At 35.6% G+C, this 21,587-nt stretch carries 22 protein-coding genes and 2 tRNA genes; 22 read left to right on the top strand and 2 right to left on the bottom strand.

Annotated elements, in window-relative coordinates:
* Positions 1 to 17: 17 nt before the first annotated feature.
* Positions 18 to 1,400 (top strand): chromosomal replication initiator protein DnaA, encoded by a 1,383-nt coding sequence (gene dnaA / locus AAGD93_RS00730; protein ID WP_209452373.1) that lies wholly within the window; start codon positions 18 to 20, stop codon positions 1,398 to 1,400.
* Positions 1,401 to 1,427: 27 nt separating this feature from the next.
* Here the strand turns inward: dnaA and AAGD93_RS00735 are convergent, their stop codons facing one another.
* The gene (locus tag AAGD93_RS00735; protein ID WP_341819551.1) at positions 1,428 to 2,702 is read right to left on the bottom strand and encodes a metallophosphoesterase; all 1,275 of its coding nucleotides are present in this window, start codon (positions 2,700 to 2,702) and stop codon (positions 1,428 to 1,430) included.
* Between the two features lie 190 nt (positions 2,703 to 2,892).
* Between AAGD93_RS00735 and AAGD93_RS00740 the strand changes: the two genes are divergently transcribed.
* The 9 genes from AAGD93_RS00740 (at position 2,893) to AAGD93_RS00780 (ending at position 12,111) form a co-directional block, all read left to right on the top strand.
* Positions 2,893 to 2,980: transfer RNA gene (locus tag AAGD93_RS00740), tRNA-Leu, on the top strand.
* Between the two features lie 29 nt (positions 2,981 to 3,009).
* Positions 3,010 to 4,092 carry a GTP cyclohydrolase II gene (locus AAGD93_RS00745; protein WP_341819552.1) on the top strand — a complete coding sequence of 361 codons (1,083 nt, stop codon included), beginning with the start codon at positions 3,010 to 3,012 and terminating at the stop codon, positions 4,090 to 4,092.
* 72 nt (positions 4,093 to 4,164) lie between these two features.
* Entirely contained in the window at positions 4,165 to 4,845 is a 681-nt protein-coding gene (locus AAGD93_RS00750) for a virB8 family protein (RefSeq protein ID WP_065094642.1), read from the top strand.
* Entirely contained in the window at positions 4,832 to 5,632 is an 801-nt protein-coding gene (virB9, locus tag AAGD93_RS00755; protein WP_341819884.1) for a P-type conjugative transfer protein VirB9, read from the top strand. The genes AAGD93_RS00750 and virB9 overlap by 14 nt, the downstream gene beginning before the upstream one ends.
* Positions 5,633 to 5,648: 16 nt before the next feature.
* On the top strand, positions 5,649 to 7,109 hold the full coding sequence (locus AAGD93_RS00760) for a TrbI/VirB10 family protein (RefSeq protein WP_010962301.1): 1,461 nt from the start codon (positions 5,649 to 5,651) through the stop codon (positions 7,107 to 7,109).
* A 1-nt stretch (position 7,110) separates the two neighbouring features.
* Positions 7,111 to 8,103: a P-type DNA transfer ATPase VirB11 gene (virB11, locus tag AAGD93_RS00765; protein ID WP_065094644.1), complete on the top strand. Its 993-nt coding sequence runs from the start codon at positions 7,111 to 7,113 to the stop codon at positions 8,101 to 8,103.
* Between the two features lie 30 nt (positions 8,104 to 8,133).
* Positions 8,134 to 10,149 carry a type IV secretory system conjugative DNA transfer family protein gene (locus tag AAGD93_RS00770; RefSeq protein ID WP_341819553.1) on the top strand — a complete coding sequence of 672 codons (2,016 nt, stop codon included), beginning with the start codon at positions 8,134 to 8,136 and terminating at the stop codon, positions 10,147 to 10,149.
* Between the two features lie 121 nt (positions 10,150 to 10,270).
* The gene (locus AAGD93_RS00775; protein ID WP_341819554.1) at positions 10,271 to 11,119 is read left to right on the top strand and encodes a P44/Msp2 family outer membrane protein; all 849 of its coding nucleotides are present in this window, start codon (positions 10,271 to 10,273) and stop codon (positions 11,117 to 11,119) included.
* 132 nt (positions 11,120 to 11,251) lie between these two features.
* Positions 11,252 to 12,111, top strand: a protein-coding gene (locus AAGD93_RS00780; RefSeq protein WP_341819555.1) for an IS630 family transposase whose coding sequence is annotated in 2 segments (ribosomal slippage) — positions 11,252 to 11,576 and positions 11,576 to 12,111 — 861 coding nt in all. Because the reading frame shifts where the segments join, the coding sequence is not laid out codon by codon here.
* Positions 12,112 to 12,241: 130 nt separating this feature from the next.
* Here AAGD93_RS00780 and prmC read toward each other — a convergent pair.
* Positions 12,242 to 13,081, bottom strand: coding sequence for a peptide chain release factor N(5)-glutamine methyltransferase (gene prmC, locus AAGD93_RS00785; protein ID WP_341819556.1), 840 nt, complete (start codon positions 13,079 to 13,081; stop codon positions 12,242 to 12,244).
* 452 nt (positions 13,082 to 13,533) lie between these two features.
* Here prmC and AAGD93_RS00790 point away from each other — a divergent pair, with 452 nt between their 5' ends.
* The 12 genes from AAGD93_RS00790 to rplL all read left to right on the top strand — a co-directional run bounded on the left by AAGD93_RS00790 (position 13,534) and on the right by rplL (position 21,551).
* The gene (locus tag AAGD93_RS00790; protein WP_010962307.1) at positions 13,534 to 13,668 is read left to right on the top strand and encodes a hypothetical protein; all 135 of its coding nucleotides are present in this window, start codon (positions 13,534 to 13,536) and stop codon (positions 13,666 to 13,668) included.
* Positions 13,669 to 14,194: 526 nt separating this feature from the next.
* Complete coding sequence (gene rpsL / locus AAGD93_RS00795) at positions 14,195 to 14,569, top strand: 30S ribosomal protein S12 (RefSeq protein WP_006279787.1); 375 nt, start codon at positions 14,195 to 14,197, stop codon at positions 14,567 to 14,569.
* Positions 14,570 to 14,574: 5 nt separating this feature from the next.
* Positions 14,575 to 15,054 (top strand): 30S ribosomal protein S7, encoded by a 480-nt coding sequence (rpsG, locus tag AAGD93_RS00800; RefSeq protein WP_341819557.1) that lies wholly within the window; start codon positions 14,575 to 14,577, stop codon positions 15,052 to 15,054.
* Positions 15,055 to 15,075: 21 nt separating this feature from the next.
* A complete protein-coding gene (gene fusA / locus AAGD93_RS00805; RefSeq protein WP_341819558.1) occupies positions 15,076 to 17,151 on the top strand; it encodes an elongation factor G in 2,076 nt (691 codons plus the stop codon).
* Between the two features lie 11 nt (positions 17,152 to 17,162).
* Positions 17,163 to 18,335, top strand: coding sequence for an elongation factor Tu (tuf, locus tag AAGD93_RS00810; RefSeq protein ID WP_010962309.1), 1,173 nt, complete (start codon positions 17,163 to 17,165; stop codon positions 18,333 to 18,335).
* Positions 18,336 to 18,348: 13 nt separating this feature from the next.
* Positions 18,349 to 18,421 (top strand) — tRNA-Trp (locus tag AAGD93_RS00815).
* A gap of 19 nt (positions 18,422 to 18,440) precedes the next feature.
* Positions 18,441 to 18,641 (top strand): preprotein translocase subunit SecE, encoded by a 201-nt coding sequence (gene secE / locus AAGD93_RS00820; RefSeq protein WP_022626186.1) that lies wholly within the window; start codon positions 18,441 to 18,443, stop codon positions 18,639 to 18,641.
* Complete coding sequence (nusG, locus tag AAGD93_RS00825; RefSeq protein WP_065094731.1) at positions 18,631 to 19,467, top strand: transcription termination/antitermination protein NusG; 837 nt, start codon at positions 18,631 to 18,633, stop codon at positions 19,465 to 19,467. Before secE ends, nusG begins: the two co-directional genes overlap by 11 nt.
* Before the next feature lie 2 nt (positions 19,468 to 19,469).
* Complete coding sequence (locus AAGD93_RS00830; RefSeq protein WP_006279541.1) at positions 19,470 to 19,910, top strand: 50S ribosomal protein L11; 441 nt, start codon at positions 19,470 to 19,472, stop codon at positions 19,908 to 19,910.
* A 4-nt stretch (positions 19,911 to 19,914) separates the two neighbouring features.
* Positions 19,915 to 20,568: a 50S ribosomal protein L1 gene (rplA, locus tag AAGD93_RS00835; RefSeq protein ID WP_065094732.1), complete on the top strand. Its 654-nt coding sequence runs from the start codon at positions 19,915 to 19,917 to the stop codon at positions 20,566 to 20,568.
* Positions 20,569 to 20,580: 12 nt separating this feature from the next.
* Positions 20,581 to 21,099, top strand: a complete 519-nt coding sequence (gene rplJ / locus AAGD93_RS00840; RefSeq protein ID WP_006279539.1) for a 50S ribosomal protein L10 — start codon at positions 20,581 to 20,583, stop codon at positions 21,097 to 21,099.
* Between the two features lie 26 nt (positions 21,100 to 21,125).
* Complete coding sequence (gene rplL, locus AAGD93_RS00845; RefSeq protein WP_341819559.1) at positions 21,126 to 21,551, top strand: 50S ribosomal protein L7/L12; 426 nt, start codon at positions 21,126 to 21,128, stop codon at positions 21,549 to 21,551.
* The last annotated feature ends 36 nt before the right edge of the window (positions 21,552 to 21,587 follow it).

Here is a 21,587-nt window from a genome sequence, read left to right on the forward strand (position 1 = left end):
TTTTCTTGGTGTGGTATATGAACTTAACTAGCCCTAAGGTTTCTACTATGTTTTTTGATCAGATTATTACAGTAGCGGATCACAATGTTACTTGGGAAAAAATCCAAAATTGTCTTTATAATCTTTATGGAGAAGCAACATATAATAGCTGGCTGAGTTCACTAAAATTTGTCAGTAGCAGAAATGGGGAAGTTCTTTTATCCGTGTCAACAAGGTTTATAAAAGAGTGGATTACAGTTCATTACATGAAAAAAATATTATCATTATGGCAAAGCGAAGATAAAAGTATACGTTCTATTGATATTCAAGTAATTGAGGAGAGGAATTCAAATTTTAATGTTATACTAAAAAACAGAGAGGAAAGTAATCATAATCTTGGTTCGCCGCTGGATCCAAGGTTCACCTTTGATAATTTTGTAGTGGGAAAGCCAAATGAATTAGCATTTACGGCGGCAAAGCGTGTGGCAGAATCTATAGATCCAATATTAGGCAGCAATCCTTTGTTTCTATATGGTGGAGTGGGACTTGGTAAAACACATCTAATGCATGCTATAGCTTGGCACATAGTCAATTCCCCATCAGCAAAAAGAAAAGTGGTGTATTTATCAGCAGAGAAATTCATGTACCAATATATTACAGCGCTGCGAAGCAAAGATATTATGTTATTTAAAGAGCAATTTAGATCAGTAGATGTATTGATGGTAGATGATGTGCAATTTATCAGTGGTAAAGATAGTACACAAGAAGAATTTTTTCACACTTTCAATGCATTGATAGACCAAAATAAACAATTGGTTATATCAGCTGATAGGTCTCCTAGTGATCTTGATGGAGTGGAAGAAAGAATAAAATCACGACTCGGTTGGGGGTTGGTGGCAGATATTAATGAAACAACTTTTGAATTAAGGCTTGGTATATTGCAGGCAAAAGTGGAGCAGATGAATATGTATGTTCCGAAAGATGTCCTAGAGTTTTTAGCAAGGAACATAAAATCTAATATAAGAGAATTAGAAGGAGCATTAAATAAGGTTACCCATACCTCATTAATTGGAAGAAGTATGACGGTAGAATCAGCTAGTGAAACCCTAATCGATCTTCTTAGGTCAAATCATAGGTCAGTCACAATAGAAGAAATACAAAAGAAAGTAGCTGAATTTTTCAATATAAAGGTTGCAGATATGCAATCCAATAGAAGGCTTCGCAGTCTTGCAAGGCCAAGACAAATAGCTATGTATTTTGCCAAAAAATTTACGCAAAAAAGCCTACCAGATATTGGGAGAAACTTTGGTGGCAGAGACCATGCTACTGTTATACATGCAGTAAAACAAGTAGAAAATTTTATAAAGACCGACTCAAAATTTGCTGATGAAATCAATCGATTAAAAAAAATGTTTAAGTAGCGTTTTTAAAATAGCTAATAACAAATCCTAAAATGAATCGACTATAGTTTTAATCCGTTTAAGTTTAAAATCTTCTGTTAGCTTCGCAGAATACATTTCCTTATTGTGTTGATTATAGAAGGTAAATTCGGGATCATCTAAATTTAGTATTGCAAAGCCAAAGCCAAAAAAGTTTCTAACCTCGTGTGCTAAGTAGTTTTTACCATTTGAATAGTCAAATTCTACATTTTGATAAACAGATTCTTGATCTTGAGCGTGTAATGATGCACCACCGTTTCCAACTATAATTTGGTCTGGAACATTATCCATTAATAAAATCTGGGCTATATGAATGTGGCCAGAAACTATGGTAGTAACATTGCTTGGAAATTTATCTCCAAAAGCTTCGATTTGTGTAAGATTACCATGGCTTTTTAATGTCAAAAATTCTTTTTTTGGAGATCTCCAAAGCGGTTTATGAGTTAAAAACCACATGGGCTTGTCAGAACTATTTTGTATCAATTTATCAAATTGCCTCTCAAAAGCATCAATTGTGCTTTGGGTTGTAAAAATATCCTCACCGGATGAAGAGTCGAAGATAAAAAATTTCATCGGTCCAGCATCTAAGGACCAACTAGAAACGAAGTTTCCACATTTTTCAGACGAAAAGGGGTATGAATCTAGATACCTGAACCATCCTTCATAAGCTCTATCACAACTCTCATGGTTTCCACGAACAAAAAGGAAAGGGGATTGTGATAAAATATCCTTTGCAGGCTCAAACCAATCAGCGTACCAAACTTCTTTATTATATCCATAAATATCGCCACACTTTTTTGTATTTCTACATTTTGTTTGTCTATAATGATAATCACCAACATGGATAATTAAATCTGGTTTATGAAGGGCGATTGAATCTAAATTTTTTTTTAAAGGCCAGCTATCTACCGAATTACATTCCTGCTGAAATAACATATTTATTCTACAGCCCGTGTCACCAATGAAAGCAATTTTATTAACCTTTTTTGGTAATATAGGAACCCGTAGATCTTCAATACTAATGTTTTTGGCACTTGTTTGTACTGTCAGTTCACAAACTGTTTCGTTATGATCACCATTGTTAATTGAGCTGCGATTCAGCATTTCTGTTTCCTCGCCATCAACATAAACAATGGGACACATGTCATTGTCCGTAATTGCGCGTATGCTTAGTTTATTTTCTGGGATAACTTGAGACCATGTGTATAATATTTGTGCATGGACGAAATGAAAGCTAGTTATAAGAGAGAGAGCTAAAAAAATAAAGATATTAGCTATATTCATTTGTATAAAAACCTAAGTTAAAAATTAGTAGTAAGGTTATCTTAAATGATTAAAATTTATAATCACAAAATTCATAATCAAATTATACAAACAATTTCTAAATTATTCTAGTATCAGATTGACACTCTAGATGAAAAATTCTAAAATGATTAAGTAATTTAAAATAATTATATAAAAACTAGAATATAGTGCGGCCGTGGTGGAATTGGTAGACACGCAGCGTTGAGGTCGCTGTGGCTCATAAGGCCTTGGAAGTTCAAGTCTTCTCGGCCGCACCAGTTTTTATCGCTGTTTAATATGGGTAAAAATGTTTATAGGAAATCAGAGTAGCAATAAGGTAGAAAGAGCTATCAGCGAAATCAGGCGCGGTCGGCCAATTGTAATATATGATGAAAGTAATTACCTATTGTTTGCTGCTGCTGAGGCTTTAGAAAGAGATTTATTTAATCAATACAAGCTTATATCAAGCAATGTATATGTTACTTTAACTTCAAGTAAGGTAAAATACATATCTCAGAATAAAGAACATAACAGCAAACGTCTGTTGGTGAATAATTTTGATGAACTGCTCCATTTAATAAACTGTTCAAAGGAAGATTGCATAAAAGAGTTGCAATGCTCAAAGACAATAGATGAATGTGCTATTGCCTTGCTTAAGTTCTCAGAATTATTGCCATACGCGTTAGTGGCTGATATGACTTTTGAGAATAATCATGAAATGCGAAATTGGTGCGAGAAAAATGACGTTATTGCACTGGACACGTCATTCATAAATAATTTTCAAGAAAATCAGGATGTATATGAAGTGTGCAAAACATCATTATTTTTAAAACAGACTCAAGAAGTAAATATCATATCTTATAGAACCGAAAGTGGTGGAAGAGAACATCATGCAATTATCATTGGCAATCCAGATAAAGATGGCGAACCATTAGTAAGAATTCATTCTTCGTGTTATACGGGTGACTTGTTAGATAGCTTGTCATGCGATTGCAGAAGTCAGTTACATCAAGCAATTCAAATGATAGCTGACTGTGGAAGTGGTATTATATTGTATTTGATGCAAGATGGAAGGGGCATTGGTTTAACTAATAAGTTAAGAGCGTACAGTATGCAAAGAGGACATAATCTTGATACTGTTGATGCAAATAGAACATTGGGTTTTGAAGATGATGAAAGGAGTTTTGCTGTTGCAGCTAAAATGCTTAAGAAATTGAACATTAACAAAATCCAATTACTTACAAACAATGATAGAAAATTGTCAGAATTGGAAAGTAGTGGTATAGGAGTTACAAAGTGTCTACCACTTATTGTGGAACGTAATAAATATAACGATTCATATATGGAGACAAAATTTGGTAAATTAGGCCATAGATTAAGAGTTTTTTAGCTTTTTTGCTGTAACTACTTTGTTAATTTGCTATGTTTATTAACATAAGTTAAGATTTTTAGGAATAGTAAAATGCTAAGATTTTTTAAACGAGAAAAAAATACTGAATCCTTAGATAAGGATATAAATTGGAATTCAAACCGCTACAGCACAGTTATTGCTCAAAGAAATATTCTACTTTTATTTGCATTAATATTATTAGCAACGATCTCTATCAGCATATTAGTCATATTTAAAATTAGCACAAGTAGCACTATTGAGCCATTTGTTATAGAAATTGACAAGAAATCAGGAATAGTGCAATTGGTTGATCCTGTCACAGTAAAAGAGTATTCTGCAGATGAAGCGCTAAACGATTATTTTATTTCAGAGTATATAAAAGCAAGGGAGGTTTTTGATCCATATCATTATAATTATAACTATTATACAAAGGTGAGGTTGTTTTCCTCACCTAATGTGTATAATGAATTTAGAAATTATATAGGATCGCAGAATATGGATGATCTTTTTAATTTATATTCAGATACCAAAAGTGAATTTAAAATTCGCTCAATTCAAAAATTGGGTAACGATGCTCTTCAGGTGAGATTTTTTGTGGAATTTACACGGAAAGATGGAAGTTCCACAAGAAAAAACAAGATAGTTATTATGTCATATAGGTATGCATCGCTTGAAATGGATGATCAGCAAAGATATATTAACCCATTAGGATTTCAAGTTATTTCATATAGAGTAGATGATGAATATGTATAGGATATTATTAGTTTTAGCTTTACTTGTCAGTGGCAATTTAAACGCATCCATTAATTATAATGAGCCTATTTCTGTAGATAGTAGAATAAAGACTTTTGTGTATAGCCCTAATGAAGTATTTACGGTGGTTTTTAGTCAGGGTTACTATTCTTATATTGAATTTGCGGAAGGAGAAAAAGTTAAAAATATCGCTGTTGGTGATGCATCAAGTTGGAAAATTAATCCTTATGACAATAAATTGCTTATTATGCCATTTGAAGTTAGTAGTCGCACTAACATGATTATTACGACAACTAAAAAAAGAAATTACATTTTTGATTTAATCTCAAGGCCAAACTACGATAAATACCCGGATACTGATGCTAAGAAAGTGGATCACGATTATTCTGCTGAAAAGGATATATCTTACGTAGTACGTTTTTATTATCCTCAAGAAGAAGGTGAATTTGATGTTGATTTAGATGAGGTTTCTTTACCTACTCAAATGCAATATACTACAGACAAGCTAGAAAAAATAATACAAGAAAATGATACGAAGTACAATTATACATATATTGATGAAGGTGGTAATGCGGATATAGTTCCGATCGAGTTATTTGATGATGGTTATTTAACCTATTTAAAATTTAGAAATAATAATAAAATACCTCAGGTTTTTATAGAAGGGGAGGATAAACCTTGTAAAAGGCTGTTATTTGATGATTATGTTATAATAAAAGGAGTACATAAAAAGCTATTTATGCGTTATGAAGATGGTGAAGTTGAAATTATAAATAGGTCACTTTAGCTGTGGTACATGCAATATGAATAAAGAAAGGCGTAACAATTCAGAAGATGAATCAGAAATAGAGAATAAGGTAGTAACAGTTGGCTCTAATCAAGGTCATAGGGCATTGATGGTCATTATTTTAGTGCTTCTGGCTGGTGGAGTGTATTATCTCTATTTTAGTCCTTCTCCTAAAGAGGGTTCAGAAGTTATTAAAAAAGAGGAAACAAAGCAAAACGTTCAAGAATTGAAAGGAAAGTTGGAACAAGTTCCAGATAATGTAATGGTTCCTGAAAGAATAATAACTGATCCCTTACCACCCTTACCTCCTCTTCCTACACCACTAATCATACCAGAAATAAAACAAATTAGAAAAGAAGAAGTGATGAAAAAAGAAGAAGAGAAACCAAAAGAAACTCCTGTGTCAAATATACCTATTTTGCCAAAGCAAAATTTTCCTTCTAGTAATGTTATGGGCAATTTACCTACCTCGTTTCCTACAATAGGGGGTGGCGGTTATCCTAGAGACAGACGTAGTGCACAGATGTTGACAATTTCAGGTGGTAGTGGAGAGAACAAGGCTGCTGATGCTATTTTATCCGACACTTCAGCACAATCGAGCAAAGCTACCAGAGTAGGAAAGCTTGGTTTAATGATTACTCAAGGTAAAATTATTGATGCTGTTCTTGAAACTGCAATAAACTCTGATCTGCAAGGAATGCTGCGTGCTATGGTGAGTAGAGATGTTTATGCAGAAACTGGTGATACAGTTTTAATACCTAAAGGCTCAAGATTGATAGGCAGTTATTCATTTGACTCGAATGTTGCTAAATCTCGTGTAAATATAAACTGGAATAGAGTGATTCTGCCACATGGAATAGATATTGCAATCTCATCACTTAGTACTGACGAGCTTGGTAGAGCAGGAATAGCAGGAATAGTTGATAACAAAATAGTAAGTGCGTTATTCTCTTCAGTGACACTTGCTGGTGTTTCGATTGGTTCTGCTGTTATAGGGCAAAAGGCTTCTAATCTTGTTGATACGCTAACTGTCAGAGATGCAGTAAAGTCTATCACTGCAACCGAAATAGATTTTTCTTCTCTCCAACTCATTATTGACCCAGAAAAGAAGATATCTAGTGACAAATGGAAATTAGGCCTTGGGGCTATCGGAAGAATTCGGAGTGCCAAAAGCAGACAAGATTTACTAAAAATAATGAAAGAGGAAATAGCAAAAGCACTAGGAATTGAAGAAGACGAGGTAAATATAAGCCTGGAAATTGTAAATCAACTGTTAGAACAAATTCAAAGAAAAAGCAAGTCTGTTTATGATGAAGCAATCGGGAAATCAATCGAGGATTTTTCTAAAGATATGCGGGATGTAGTGGGCAGATATACAGATAAAAAACCAACTATTTATGTTGATCAAGGCACTGCATTGAAAGTATTTGTTAACCAAGATATAGTATTTCCTCCACAGGCAATATTAAATCAATGAAATGAACTATGCTGCACTTGATACATATTTGGAGCCATTACAAGGCATATTTCAAGAAGAAGGCGTAAATGAAATATCAATAAATAAGCCAAAGGAAGTATGGATTGAAAATCGCGGTGAAATAAGGTGTGAAAAATTAGAAGTATTCGATCTTAACCATTTGAAATCTCTTGGCAGACTGATTGCTCAAGCTACAGAACAAAAACTTAGCGAAGAAGCGCCGTTACTTTCGGCAACATTACCAAATGGTTATCGTATACAGATAGTATTTCCGCCAGCATGTGAACCTGATAAAGTAGTAATGTCGATTCGTAAGCCTTCTAGCATGCAGTTAGCACTCGATGATTACGAAAAAATGGGGGCTTTTTCTGAAACTGTTACAGAAGCAACTGATAATCCAGTTGACCGTCATTTGGATTTATTATTAAGGCAAAAAAAAATAAAAGAGTTTTTAGAATACGCTGTAATAAGTAAGAAAAATATTATAATTAGTGGTGGAACTTCCACTGGTAAGACTACTTTTACTAATGCTACTTTGCGTGCTATTCCAGCTGAGGAAAGAATTATTACTGTTGAGGATGCAAGGGAAATCGTTTTGAACGATCATCCCAATAAAGTCCATCTAATTGCCTCTAAAGGAGGGCAGGGCAGAGCAAAAGTAACCACTCAAGATTTGATAGAAGCGTGCTTACGTTTAAGGCCAGACAGAATAATAGTTGGTGAGCTCCGTGGAGCGGAAGCTTTTAGTTTTCTTAGGGCGATAAATACTGGTCACCCTGGATCAATATCAACCCTTCATGCGGATAGTCCAACAATGGCCCTTGAGCAAATAAAATTGATGGTTATGCAGGCAAATCTTGGCATTCCTCCAGACCAAATTATACCATACATTAGAAATGTGATTGATATTGTTATTCAGCTAAAAAGAACCGGTGGGGGCAAAAGAAGCATTTCTGAGATATTATTTACTAGATCTGCGAGCGAAAATGCTTAAATTTATACATAAGTTAAGGAAGAGTAGTTTATGAGTAATGGAAATCACCTACGTAATATTCTCATAGGAGGTGTAGTAGCTTTTAGCGTACTTGAGTTTTGCTTCTATCTATCTGGTATATTGTTTGTTCTGTTTGCTGATGGTCCGGATGCTGTGGATTTTAAGGCAATTAATCCTAGTTTGACGCCTTTCCCTCAAGCTCTTTGGCCAACGATTTTTGATCATATACAATATTGTTGGCATCATCCAGAGTTATATAGCCTTGAGCTCAAAATCAAATTAATTATATCTTTTGCACTGCCTATCATTGTTTTAATGATTATCTTATGGAATTTAAGAGAAAGGATAATTGAGTGGCGACCATTTAAAAAGAAAGAATCACTTCATGGAGATTCGCAGTGGGCATCAGAGAAAGACATACGAAAAGCAGGATTAAGAAGCAAAAAGGGATTATTGCTTGGTAAAGATAAAAGAGGATACTTCATTTCTGATGGGTTTCAGCATGCATTGTTATTTGCACCTACAGGTTCTGGTAAGGGTGTTGGCTTTGTAATTCCTAATTTATTATTTTGGACTGACTCGGTAATTGTACACGACATAAAATTAGAAAACTATGAAATAACAAGTGGTTGGCGAGAACGACAAGGACAAAAAGTATACGTATGGAATCCAGCGCAGCCAGATGGAATAAGTCACTGTTACAATCCATTACAATGGATTAGTGAAAAACCTGGGCAGATGGTTGACGATGTGCAGAAAATAGCTAACCTAATCATGCCTGAACAAGACTTTTGGCAGAATGAAGCAAGAAGCTTATTTGTTGGAGTGGTATTATACTTACTTGCTGCACCAGAGAAAGTTAAATCTTTTGGTGAAGTTGTGCGTACGATGCGTAGTGATGACGTGGTTTATAATCTTGCTGTTGCTCTTGATACAATGGGTAAAATACTACACCCTGTAGCATATATGAATATTGCAGCTTTTTTACAAAAAGCTGATAAAGAAAGGTCAGGTGTTGTATCAACCATGAACTCATCACTTGAATTGTGGGCAAACCCATTGATTGATACTGCAACTGCGTCAAGTGATTTTAATATTCTAGATTTTAAAAAGAAGAAAATTACAGTTTATGTTGGTTTAACTCCTGACAACTTGACTAGGCTCAGGCCTTTAATGCAGGTTTTTTACCAACAGGCAACTGAGTTTTTATGTAGAAAATTGCCATCGGATGACGAGCCTTATGGCGTATTGTTTTTAATGGATGAGTTTCCTACACTTGGAAAAATGGAGCAATTTCAAACAGGTATTGCATATTTTCGTGGTTATCGAGTTAGGTTATTCTTAATTGTTCAAGATACTGAGCAGCTCAAAGGAATATACGAAGAAGCAGGGATGAACTCCTTTTTGTCAAACTCGACTTACAGAATAACTTTTGCAGCCAATAATATTGAAACAGCTAATTTAATATCGCAACTTATAGGAAACAAAACTGTACAACAAGAATCGTTGAATAAGCCTAAATTTTTAGATTTAAATCCTGCTTCAAGGTCATTACATATCTCTGAAATACAAAGAGCATTGCTATTGCCTCAAGAAGTTATTATGTTGCCACGTGACGATCAGATAATTTTAATAGAATCGACTTACCCAATTAAATCAAAGAAAATTTTGTACTACAGTGATACCACCTTCACAAGAAGGCTGCTCAAACAAACTCGTGTGCCTACACAAGAACCATATGACCCAAACAAAGTTCTTTCTGCCGCTGCGAGCAAAGATAAGGTTAATAACGAGGGGAATAATGTTCTTGAGGGACCTAATTCAGTTGATTATCCTGATGAAATTAAAACCGAAGATGCAGTATATGATGAATCAGATGAATTTGCAGACGAAGATATTGATGATGAAGATATCGACGATAAGTTTGAAGATGATGATGACGAGGAAGAGGAGGATAGGAGTGATGATGGGTTTGATGACGAAGAAGAGGAGGATGAATTTGAAGATGAGGATATTGAAGATAAATTAAAAAATGACGAGAAGTAAGGTTAACTTTGCCTATTTTTAGCTCAGAAAAGTGCAAGTTATGCAAATAATTAGGTTTTTCATATTAAGCCATTTTTAATTAATTAGTATTAGATTAGCTATTTTAACTAGGGGAGTAGTAATGATTAGTAAAAAAACATTAGCGGTTACAGCACTTGCTTTGCTGTTGTCACAACAATCTTTTGCGAGTGAAACAGAAGGGTTTTACTTTGGTAGTGGGTATTATGGTCAATTTTTTAATGGCATGGGTGAACTAAAAACAAGCACTACAGATATCAAAAATTTGTCTATAAATGACAGGGATGCTCAGAACACAAAAGGTCAGTCACTAAGTGAGTATAAAGGAGATTATAATCCACCTTTTGCTGCAAATGTGGCACTTGGTTATACAGGGGAATTGGGTAACAACAGCTATAGGGCTGAATTGGAAGGGATGTATTCTTCTGTAAAAGTGGATAATATTGGTTTAACAAGTAGCCAAATAACTGTTTCATATCTAAAGGACATTGGTCAGAATGCTAATAAAGAAACTTATCTCTATAGTGCTGCAGTTAGTCATGACCAAATTGAGAACATATCTGTAATGGCAAATGTTTATCATCATTGGAAAAGTGACCGTTTCTCTTTTTCTCCTTACGTTGGTATTGGAGTCGGTGCAACAAGAATGACGATGTTTGAAAAACCGTCAATAAGACCCGCAGGTCAAGTAAAAGCTGGCTTTGACTATCGCATAAACGAAGATGTAAATATGCATATCGGATATAGAGGTTTTGGTGCTATTGGTGGCGATATTAAGCTTACAGCAGAAAAGTTAGGACAAGTGGTAGACGACCCTAATAATGATAAAAAAAAGAAGCTTGATCCTAGCTCAGATAGCAAAGTAACTGAGGAAATAAATATAGGTAATCAACTATTTCACACACACGGTATAGAGGCTGGTCTTACTTTCCATTTTGCCAGCAAAGCTTAAACATGTTGCCCTTTAAAAAATGCATAAAACCGTTCCTGTCATCCTATGGCTTGACCATAGGATCTAGTTATAGCTCTTTCCATAAAAGTCCGGATGTGATAGGATAAGGATAGATGATGATAAGGAGGTTGAATGCCAGCAGCATATAGTTATGATTTAAGAAAAAAAGCAATGGAAGCGCTAGACGAAGGAGAAAGCAGAGAAACAGTGGCAGCAAGATTTAAGATTGGACGAACTACTTTATGGGAGTGGCAGCAAAGAAGAAAAGAAACAGGAGACTTTCAATCAAAAAAACTTGGAAATGGGGGTTACAATCACAAAATTACCGACTGGGATACCTTTGCCAAATTTGCCAGAGAACACGGAGGAAAGACTCTATCGGAAATGGCTAAACTTTGGAACAACGTTAGTATCCAAACGATCTATCGAGCCCTTAAAAAAATTGGATTTACGCGCAAAAAAAGACATATGGATACAAGGAAAGAAACGAAGAAAAACGTGCTGAATTTTTGAAAATTATAGCGACAAAAGAACCTAAAAACTTATTGTATATAGATGAGTCTGGCATTGATAACACCGAAGACTACCCCTACGGATATTGCCAGAAAGGACAGCGGTTTTATGCCTTAAAATCTGGAAAGAAAACTCAACGAATCAGTATGGTTGCAGCCTTAAGTGGAAGAAAGATAATTGTTCCGTTAACCTTTGAAGGCCACTGTAATATGGATGTTTTTAATGGATGGTTTGAGCAATTTTTGACACCGATCTTGGAACCTGGACAGACTGTCATTCTTGACAATGCTACTTTTCATAAGTCTGATAAGATTATCGAGCTTGCTAAAGGGGTTGGTGCAGAAATTTTGTATCTGCCGCCTTATTCTCCAGATTTCAACAAAATTGAGCATCATTGGTTTGCTATAAAAAAAAGAGCCAGGAAAAACATTCCTCTATTCGAATCCTTTCGTCGTGCTGTTGATTCTGCCTTCCTATGACCTGTTCGGACTATTATGAGAAATGCTATAAATATAGATCCCAGTGTCACGCACTGGGATGACGAGGTAGAGGGTACTGGGATGACATAGGATAATATGGGATGAAGGAGATAATACAAGAAAACATTAGCTATGTTTTTTGCATAACAATGCATCTCTTCATTCCCGCTAAGTCATATACATATTCCTGAAAAGCTAATTCGTATGAGGGGATTATTTTGTCAATATTGCTTTGATCTTCACCTATCTCCAATATCGCAAACCCATTTTTTTTAAGGCACCTCCTTAATATTGGAAAAATGCTCAAGTAACAGCTCAAACCATCAATACCACCATCAAGGGCAATTCTTGGTTCCTTTTGCACTTCAGCTTGCAAGTCTTTCAATTTGCTTCTTTTAATATATGGAGGATTACTGATTATAAGATCGAATGAACCTCTGCACTCTGTCCACGAACTTAGAAATATTTTGGCTCTGCTGAGAAGATCATGTTTTTTTGTGTTCTGATAGGCAACTTTATATGCTTCCAAGCTTTTTTCAAAACCGACGCCAACAGCATATTCATACTCACTAAGTACGGATATCAATAAACAACCTGTGCCTGTACCAAAATCTGCAATTTTTAGTTTCTGTTTTTTGTTTGGGTAATATTTTAACACTGCTAGGATTATTGTTTCACTATCTGGCCTTGGATCTAAAACATGCTGGTTAACTATAAAATTTTTACTCCAGAATTCACGATTACCTATTATTTGCGATATTGGATATCTTTCCGCTCTTTTTTTTGTTAATTTCCAAAATAAAAGTTCTTTCTCCATCGGCACTTGATCAGCATGGTTCACAATTATAAATGATCTTTCCACTCCAAGTACGTGCTGCATGATGATTTCACAATCTAAATGTGGTGATTCAACTTTATGTGACGATAATAACTCCGATCCTTCTTGAATTAAAGTGCTGATTGTTTTCATTATTCTAAAAATATGTTCCTTTCAGCCAAAAATAGCAAGATGAGCTTCCAGTTTAGGGTAGCTGCACTAAATCCCAGTGTCAAGCACGCAGCTGTACGAACATTGCAATTTGCAGATCCAAGTAGCTTGACTACTTGGATCCAGCTAAGTTGGTGAGCATAAAAGTATAGCTAATGCGAGCTTTACGTCATACCGTCACGGTATCTCTAGATTCCGCTAACACGTAGCGGGACGACGAGGTCAGGGTGTCATCCTAGTACCTTCTCCTGTCATCCCAGTGCCCTGACTACTTGGATCCAGGAAAAAGAATGGTGTCATCCAAGTAGCCTCCCTCCCCTGTCATCCCAGTGCCCAGACACTGGGATCCAGAAAAGTTTGCTTGTAAGCAAGCAAACTAGCACAGAAAGTGGTTACAACATTTTCGATGAGATTATATGGAAAACTGGATTCCAGTGTCAAGCACTGGAATGACACCTTCCTGCCCAGTTCATGTTGCCATAAATATTAAGAAATTTACCAAGCAAAAAAAAGGCAAAAGAAGCCCTAGTCATTGTCTATTTTCAGTATTGGCGTTTTTTAAGTCTTAAACACTGCAATTTAGCTGCTTTTAAATGCAACTCACCTTAGTTTAAATGTTTAAGAAATTTACTAAGCAGAAAAAAAGGCAAAAGATATCCCGTATTAGCTAGTTGTCACTCTCTAATCCTGCAAATTGGCGTACTATACTGTCTTAAACGCTTTATAAGCGCGTTTCAGCTTATATAGGTAAAAACCCAGAAATGTTGTGAAGACGTAAAGTGTGCATAGTGCAAAAAATTAAAAATAAGACGCCAATTACGTAATACTGTTGTCATTTAATCTGCTCAGATTGAAGATAAATGAATACCTTCAGTACCATGATAATGGGGCTGGCGAAGGGTGTCAAGTAAGTTTTTTCGTTTCTACTGAATGACAGTTGTGGCTTGGGAGGTAGTGCAAGAAGTCTACTGATGGCTTTCAAGGCAGTTGAGCTTAATTATTAGAGTAGTAATGTTTATTTTTATATTGACTATTGAGGTTTATTATTTTATAACTAAAAACTTAGTTATTTTAATGAGCTTGAGTTTATAACATATGCCTACGATAAATCAATTAATACGTAAGGGTAGATTAGGATTGACCCATAAGAAAAAGGTACCAGCTTTGGGAGAAAGCAACCCTCAAAGGAGAGGTGTTTGCACTAAGGTGTATACTACAACTCCTAGAAAGCCTAACTCAGCACTCCGTAAAGTAGCCAGAGTAAAAATTAGTGGGTATGGTGAAGTGACGGCTTATATACCTGGTGAAGGTCATAATTTACAAGAACACTCTGTTGTTTTGATACGTGGTGGGCGGGTTAAAGATTTGCCAGGTGTGCGTTATCACATAATAAGAGGTGCCCTTGATCTGCGTGGTGTGCAAAATCGAAAGAAAGCTCGTTCAAAATATGGTGTAAAGAAATCTGGTTAAAGTTTATGGCTCGTCGGAATAAATCAAAAAAAAGAGAAATAAGTCCTGATTCGCGTTACGGGAGTGTTTTGCTGATGCGTTTCATTAATACAATCATGAAATGTGGTAAAAAATCTACTGCAGAAAAGATTATCTATGACGCTTTGTCTTTAGCTGAAAAGAAAATAGGCGAAGGTGGGTTATCAATTTTTGAGACAGCAGTAGGAAATGTTACTCCTTCTATAGAAGTGCGTTCTCGACGCATTGGTGGTGCAACTTATCAAGTACCTGTTGAAGTTCGACAAGATAGAGCGGTTTCTTTAGCGTTAAGGTGGATTGCTAAAGCAACTTCTGCTGCTCGAAAAAAGAGTGGAAAAACCACTGTTGATTGTTTGCAATCTGAAATACTGGATGCTTATAATAAACGCGGTGGTGCGTTTAAGATGTGCGAAGAAAAATATAAAATGGCTGAAGCTAATAAGGCATTTTCTCATCTTCGTTTTTAATGTTAGCTAATTAATTGTGATATGGAAATTGGAATATCTAAATACAGAAATATAGGGATAATGGCTCACATAGATGCTGGTAAGACTACCACAACAGAGCGTATTTTATTTTATACTGGTAAGCAAAATAGAATTGGTGAAGTGCACGATGGTGCAGCTTCTATGGATTGGATGGAGCAGGAAAAAGAGCGTGGTATTACAATCACATCTGCTGCAACAACATGTTTTTGGAATGATCATAGGGTCAATATAATAGACACTCCTGGTCACGTTGATTTCACTATTGAAGTTGAGAGATCTTTAAGGGTTTTGGATGGTGCAGTTGCTGTATTTGATGGAGTTGCTGGAGTTGAACCTCAATCTGAGACAGTGTGGCGTCAAGCTGATAAATATAGCGTTCCTCGTATCTGCTTTGTTAATAAGATGGATAGAATAGGGGCAAATTTTTATCGATGTGTTGATATGATAAAGACGAAGCTTGGTGCAGCACCTTTAGTTATTCATTTACCAATAGGGAGTGAGAAAGATTTCAAAGGTATAATTGACCTTATTTCTATGAAAGCCATTATATGGCAAGAAGAAACGTTGGGCGCTAAATTTTCTTATGAAGATATTCCTTCTGATTTGCTTGATAAGGCTCAAGAATATCGAAATCTTTTATTAGATGCTGCAGCTGAGATGGATGATGAAGCGATGAATACTTACTTTGAGTCTAATGATCTGCCAGTGGATTTACTGAAAAAATGCGTGAGAAATGGGACCATTAAAGGAAAATTTGTTCCTGTGTTATGTGGATCAGCTTTTAAAAATAAAGGCGTACAACCACTTTTAGATGGTGTGGTTGACTTTTTACCTTCTCCTATTGATGTTGATCTAATTGTTGGAATTGATCCTAAAGATTCAGAAAAGAAAATTGAGGTCAAACCTTCAGAAAAAGAGAAATTTGTTGCTCTTGCATTTAAAGTGATGACGGATAAATTTGTAGGCAGCTTGACGTTTATCCGTATTTATTCTGGTAAATTAAAGTCTAAATCTACCGTTTCAAATGCGTTAAAAAACGAAACTGAAGGGATTGGCAGAATGTTACTTATGCATGCAAATAACCGAGAAGATATAACTGAGGCTAGGGCTGGAGATATAGTTGCTTTAGTTGGGCTAAAGAAAACAACCACCGGAGATACTTTATGTTCTGTTGATTTTCCTATATTATTGGAGCGTATGGAATTTCCTGAGCCTGTTATTGAAATTGCTGTGGAACCTAAAACCACTTCAGATCAGGAAAAATTAGGTATTGCTCTAAATAGGTTGGTTGCAGAAGATCCTTCTTTGAGAATGTCAGTAAATGCGGAAAGTGGCCAGACTATATTGAAAGGCATGGGTGAGCTCCATCTTGAGATTATTGTTGATAGAATGAAGCGCGAATTTAACGTTGAGGCTAACGTCGGTGCTCCTCAGGTTGCATATCGTGAAACTATCACTAAATCTGTTGAAATTGATTACACTCATAAAAAACAATCTGGTGGAGCTGGTCAGTTTGCTAAGGTTAAAATAAAATTTGAACCTCTTGAGCCTGGTTCTGGGTTTCAATTTGAAAGTAAAATTGTAGGTGGTGCTATTCCAAAAGAGTATATTCCTGGGGTAGAAAATGGCTTGGAGTTGATAAAAGAAGGTGGTATAATTTCGGGATTTCCGTTGATTGATTTTAAGGCTACCCTTCTTGATGGTGCTTTTCATGAGGTTGATTCTAGTCCTTTAGCTTTTGAACTTGCTGCTAAAGGTGCTTTTAAAGAGATGGCAAATAAAGCTGGTCCAAAAATGCTGGAGCCTATAATGAAAGTTGAAATCATTACTCCTGAAGAATATATGGGTGATGTTATGGGTGATATAAATAGTAGAAGAGGAAATGTTGCTGATATGCTCGATTTAGGTAATAATAGTAAAATAATTACTGCTTCGGTACCTCTTGCAAATATGTTTGGTTATATCAACGTTTTGCGTTCTATGTCTCAGGGAAGGGCGCAGTATAGTATGCATTTTTCTTGTTATGAGCAAGTGCCACAATATGTGGTTGATGAGTTAAAGTTAGAGTATAATTAAGGGTAATAATTATGACAGCAGTAGTGGAAGCATTTGGAAAGCCGCATGTAAATGTGGGAACAATAGGACATGTGGATCATGGGAAGACGACGTTAACAGCGGCGATAACGAAGCATTATGGAAATTTTGTAGCGTACGATCAGATAGATAAAGCGCCAGAAGAAAGGAAGAGGGGGATAACGATAGCAACAGCGCATGTTGAGTATCAGACGGAAAAAAGGCATTATGCACACGTTGATTGTCCTGGACACGCTGACTATGTAAAGAACATGATAGTAGGTGCAGCACAGATGGATGCGGCGATATTGGTAGTGTCGGGGGTTGATGGGCCAATGCCACAAACGAGAGAGCATATATTGCTGGCGAAGCAGGTAGGTGTTGGATATATCGTGGTGTATATAAATAAAGCTGATGTTGCTGATGCTGATATGATAGATTTAGTAGAAATGGAAGTGAGGGAATTACTGAGTAAATACGGGTTTCCAGGGGATGAAGTGCCTGTGGTGGTTGGTTCAGCACTCAAGGCGCTGGAGGATGACAGCAGCGAATATGGAAAGAAATCAATAGACAAATTGATGGAAAAGTTAGATGAATATGTAGCGGTTCCACCAAGGCCTGTGGATTTACCATTTTTATTGCCAATCGAAGATGTATTTTCGATATCGGGGCGAGGAACAGTGGTAACAGGAAGAATAGAGAAGGGAGAGATAAAGACGGGAGAAGAGATAGAGATAATAGGTCTGAAAGCGACGCAAAAGACGATATGCACAGGTGTTGAGATGTTTAAGAAGTTGCTGGATAAGGGAAGTGCAGGACTCAATGTAGGAATATTGTTAAGAGGAACAAAAAGAGAAGAAGTGGAGAGAGGGCAAGTATTAGCGAAACCGGGGACGATAACACCGCATAGAAAGTTTAAGGCGGAGGTTTATATATTAAAGAAAGAGGAAGGAGGAAGGCATACACCATTTTTTGCGAATTACCAGCCACAGTTTTATTTAAGGACAACGGATGTAACTGGGAGCATAAAATTGCTAGATGGGAAGGAGATGGTAATGCCAGGAGATAATGTGAGTGTAGAAGTAGAATTGCAAGTACCGATAGCAATGGATAAGGGATTGCGTTTTGCGATAAGAGAAGGCGGTAGAACTGTTGGTTCTGGTGTTGTTTCTGAAATTTTGGAGTGAGAGTTTGAGTTATAGGAGTGTAGCTCAATTGGTAGAGCGCTGGTCTCCAAAACCAGAGGTTGTAGGTTCAATTCCTATCGCTCCTGCATTAATGTTGTGGTGGAAATGTTAAAAAGTTTGTGTGGTTTTTTCTGTGATATAAAGCAAGAAATACGAAGAATTGCTTGGGTAAAGAAACAGGAGGTGTTGTCATCTCTATTTGTTGTAATGATTGTTATATTATGCTTTTCGATTTTCTTCTGTTTTGTGGATTTTATGTCTCTTTACGTAATTAAGGCTTTATTTGGAATTATTTATGGAATGTGAATATAAATGGTATATCATTAAAGTTGATTATGGATATGAGCAAGGTATACGCGAATTGGTAAGTAATGCTGTTTATTTTAAGGAAGTGTTTATTCCTTATCAAACGGTATGTAATTCAAAGTCTGATATAAAAGAATTATGTGAAGTGTATGTATATATGCATCTGTGTGATGAAAGCAAAAATATTTTGAATCAAACGCCTGGATTCTGCAGTGGCGAATCTGGTAATTTTGAGATGATTTTAGATGATGAGATAAGTTTAAAGTGTAAAGAATTTAATAGGTATAAATGGTATATCTTGAGAGTTGCTTCTAATTGTGAAGAGAAAGTGCGCCAACATATATTGGAAAATTCTATGAGATTGGGTGTTAATGATTACTTTAAGGAAGTTTTTATTCCATATGAAGAGCTAAGTGAAGTAGAGTTGAAATCTAAGAAAATTGCTACACGAAGGAAATGCTTTCCTGGTTATGTCTTTTTATACGTGAATTTATGCGATGAAGTATTGAATTTTATCAATAATATACCAAAATCTCTTAAGGTTTATGGATTTTTGAAAAACGGTAATATTCCAAAGGTGATTTTGGATGATGAGATTCACTCAATGTGTAATGCACTTTATAATGCTCAAGAGACAAAGAAGTTAGGTTATGGTTATGAAAAAGGTGAAAAAGTGAAAATTAATGATGGTCTTTTTCAAAATTTTACTGGTAAGGTAAATATGGTAAACGATGAGAAAAAAATTATTAATGTGGAAGTATCGATTTTAGGTAAGCCGACAATAATAGAGCTTGATCTGGCTCAAGTAGAGAAAATAGAGGATTAATTATGAGTGTTATAGTTGCTAAGATTAACTTACTTATGGAAGCTGGGAAAGCAGTTCCAGGACCGAAAATTGCTTCAGTACTTGGTCCACGTGGTATACCTGTTCCTAAGTTTTGTGAGGCTTTTAATAAAGTTACTAGTGCTGCTAACGCTAATTATAAAGTAGGCGATTTAGTAACAGTGCGAATTTCCATAAAGGATGATCGCTCTCATGATTTTACTGTCAGCGGTCCGCCTGTGGCTTATTTACTTAAGCAGGAGGCTAAATTAAGTAAAAGTTCTGGTAATCCTGGTAAAGAATTAGTGGCTAAATTACCTATGTCTGCTATAATTAAAGTAGCAAAGTGCAAGATGGTTGATATGAAAGTGGATAATGAAGATTCAGCAGTGAAAATGGTTGTAGGCACTGCAAAATCTATGGGTATAGAAGTTGTGGAAGGTTAGGTAAATGAATACATATAATGATAATCCTAAGCAGTGTTTGAAGAAGATTGTTGAGTCTGCTTCAGCAAAATTTAATGAATCAGTTGATATTGCGGTCAATTTAGGCGTAGATTCACGTAAATCTGAAGAGCAGGTGCGTGGTACAGTAGTTTTGCCTAAAGGTATCGGGAAGAATATTAAAGTAGCTGTTTTCGCTCAAGATAAACATTTATTAGAAGCTGAAAAAGCTGGTGCTGATATTGCAGGAGGAGAGGATTTAGTTGAAGAAATAAAAAAAGGTAGAAAGTTAGATGTTGATTGGTGCATTACTACTCCTGATTTTATGGCAAAAATCACTCCTATTGCAAAAGTATTGGGTGCTAAAGGGCTGATGCCTAACCCTAAATTTGGTACTGTGACTTCTAACATTGCAGAAGCTATTAAAACCATTAAGTCTGGTCAGGTAAAATTTAGAACAGATAAAAATGGTGTTATTCATGGTAAATTAGGAAATATTAAATTTGATATTGATGACTTGCTAGAAAATTTAAAAGCCTTTCTTAAAGTAATTAAAGATAATAAACCTATTTCTGCGAAAGGAATTTACTTTAAGGGTGTTTTTTTAAATTCAACTATGGGTAAAGCTTATAAGATAGGCAAAGTGGAAGATATAATTTAAGGGAGTGATACCGTGAAGCGTAAAGATAAGGATGAATTTATACAGAGCACAATAAACGTATTTGTAAATAATGATTTCTTGATATTAGTAAATTTTAAATCTATAAATGCTAATGATTCATTAACTCTGAGGAATAGTCTGAAGTCTATAGCAGGTGGGGTATTAGTAGTTAAAAACACTCTAGCGCGCTTGGCTTTGGAAAGGACTGGTAAATTCTCTTATTTATCAGGCAAATTTTCCGGTCCTGTTGCTATTATATACTCTAGTGGCATAGTAGAAGCTGCAAAATTAATAGTTGATTTTACTAATGCTAACAAAGAAAAAATGTCTGTGATTTGCGCAGCTCATTTAAATGAACTGTTAACAGTGGAAGATGTTAATAAACTGGCTAAGTTGCCTTCTCTGGATGAATTGCGTGTTAAAATTATGCGTTTAATATCTTATGATATTCCTGCTCGGTTAGCGTTGTCTATTAATTCATCTTCTATGAGGCTTATGAGAGTTTTGGATTATTATAGTTCTAAAAAATAAATTTGTTGTTAAGTAAGGTGGTAATTATGAGTAATGTAACAAGTGATTTGGTTGATAAAATATTATCTTTAAACCTATTAGAGGCTTCTGAACTTGTAAAAGTTTTAGAAGAGAAAATAGGGTTGCCTGCTGGTTCTTTTCTTGGTGGAGCTGTTGGTGCTGGGGCGCCTATTGGTGATAATGCTGCTGCTCCTATTGGTGATAATGCTGCTGCTCCTGCTGCTCAAGAAAAAGCTGAGTATAAAGTTGTGATTAAAGAAATTGATGCGAGTAAAAAAATAGGAGTTATTAAAGCTGTGAGAGAGGTTAATTCTACATTGGGTTTAAAAGAAGCAAAAGAGTTGGTTGAATCTTTACCTAAAGATTTGACTGCTAATGTTCCTAAAGACGAAGCAGAAAAAATCAAGCAAAAACTTATTGAAGCAGGAGCAACTAAAGTGGAGCTTGAATAATATTTAATGTATTAATTTTATATTGATATAGCTCTT

Source organism: Wolbachia endosymbiont (group A) of Brachyopa scutellaris, assembly GCF_964026995.1.
GTDB classification, from domain to species: domain Bacteria; phylum Pseudomonadota; class Alphaproteobacteria; order Rickettsiales; family Anaplasmataceae; genus Wolbachia; species Wolbachia pipientis.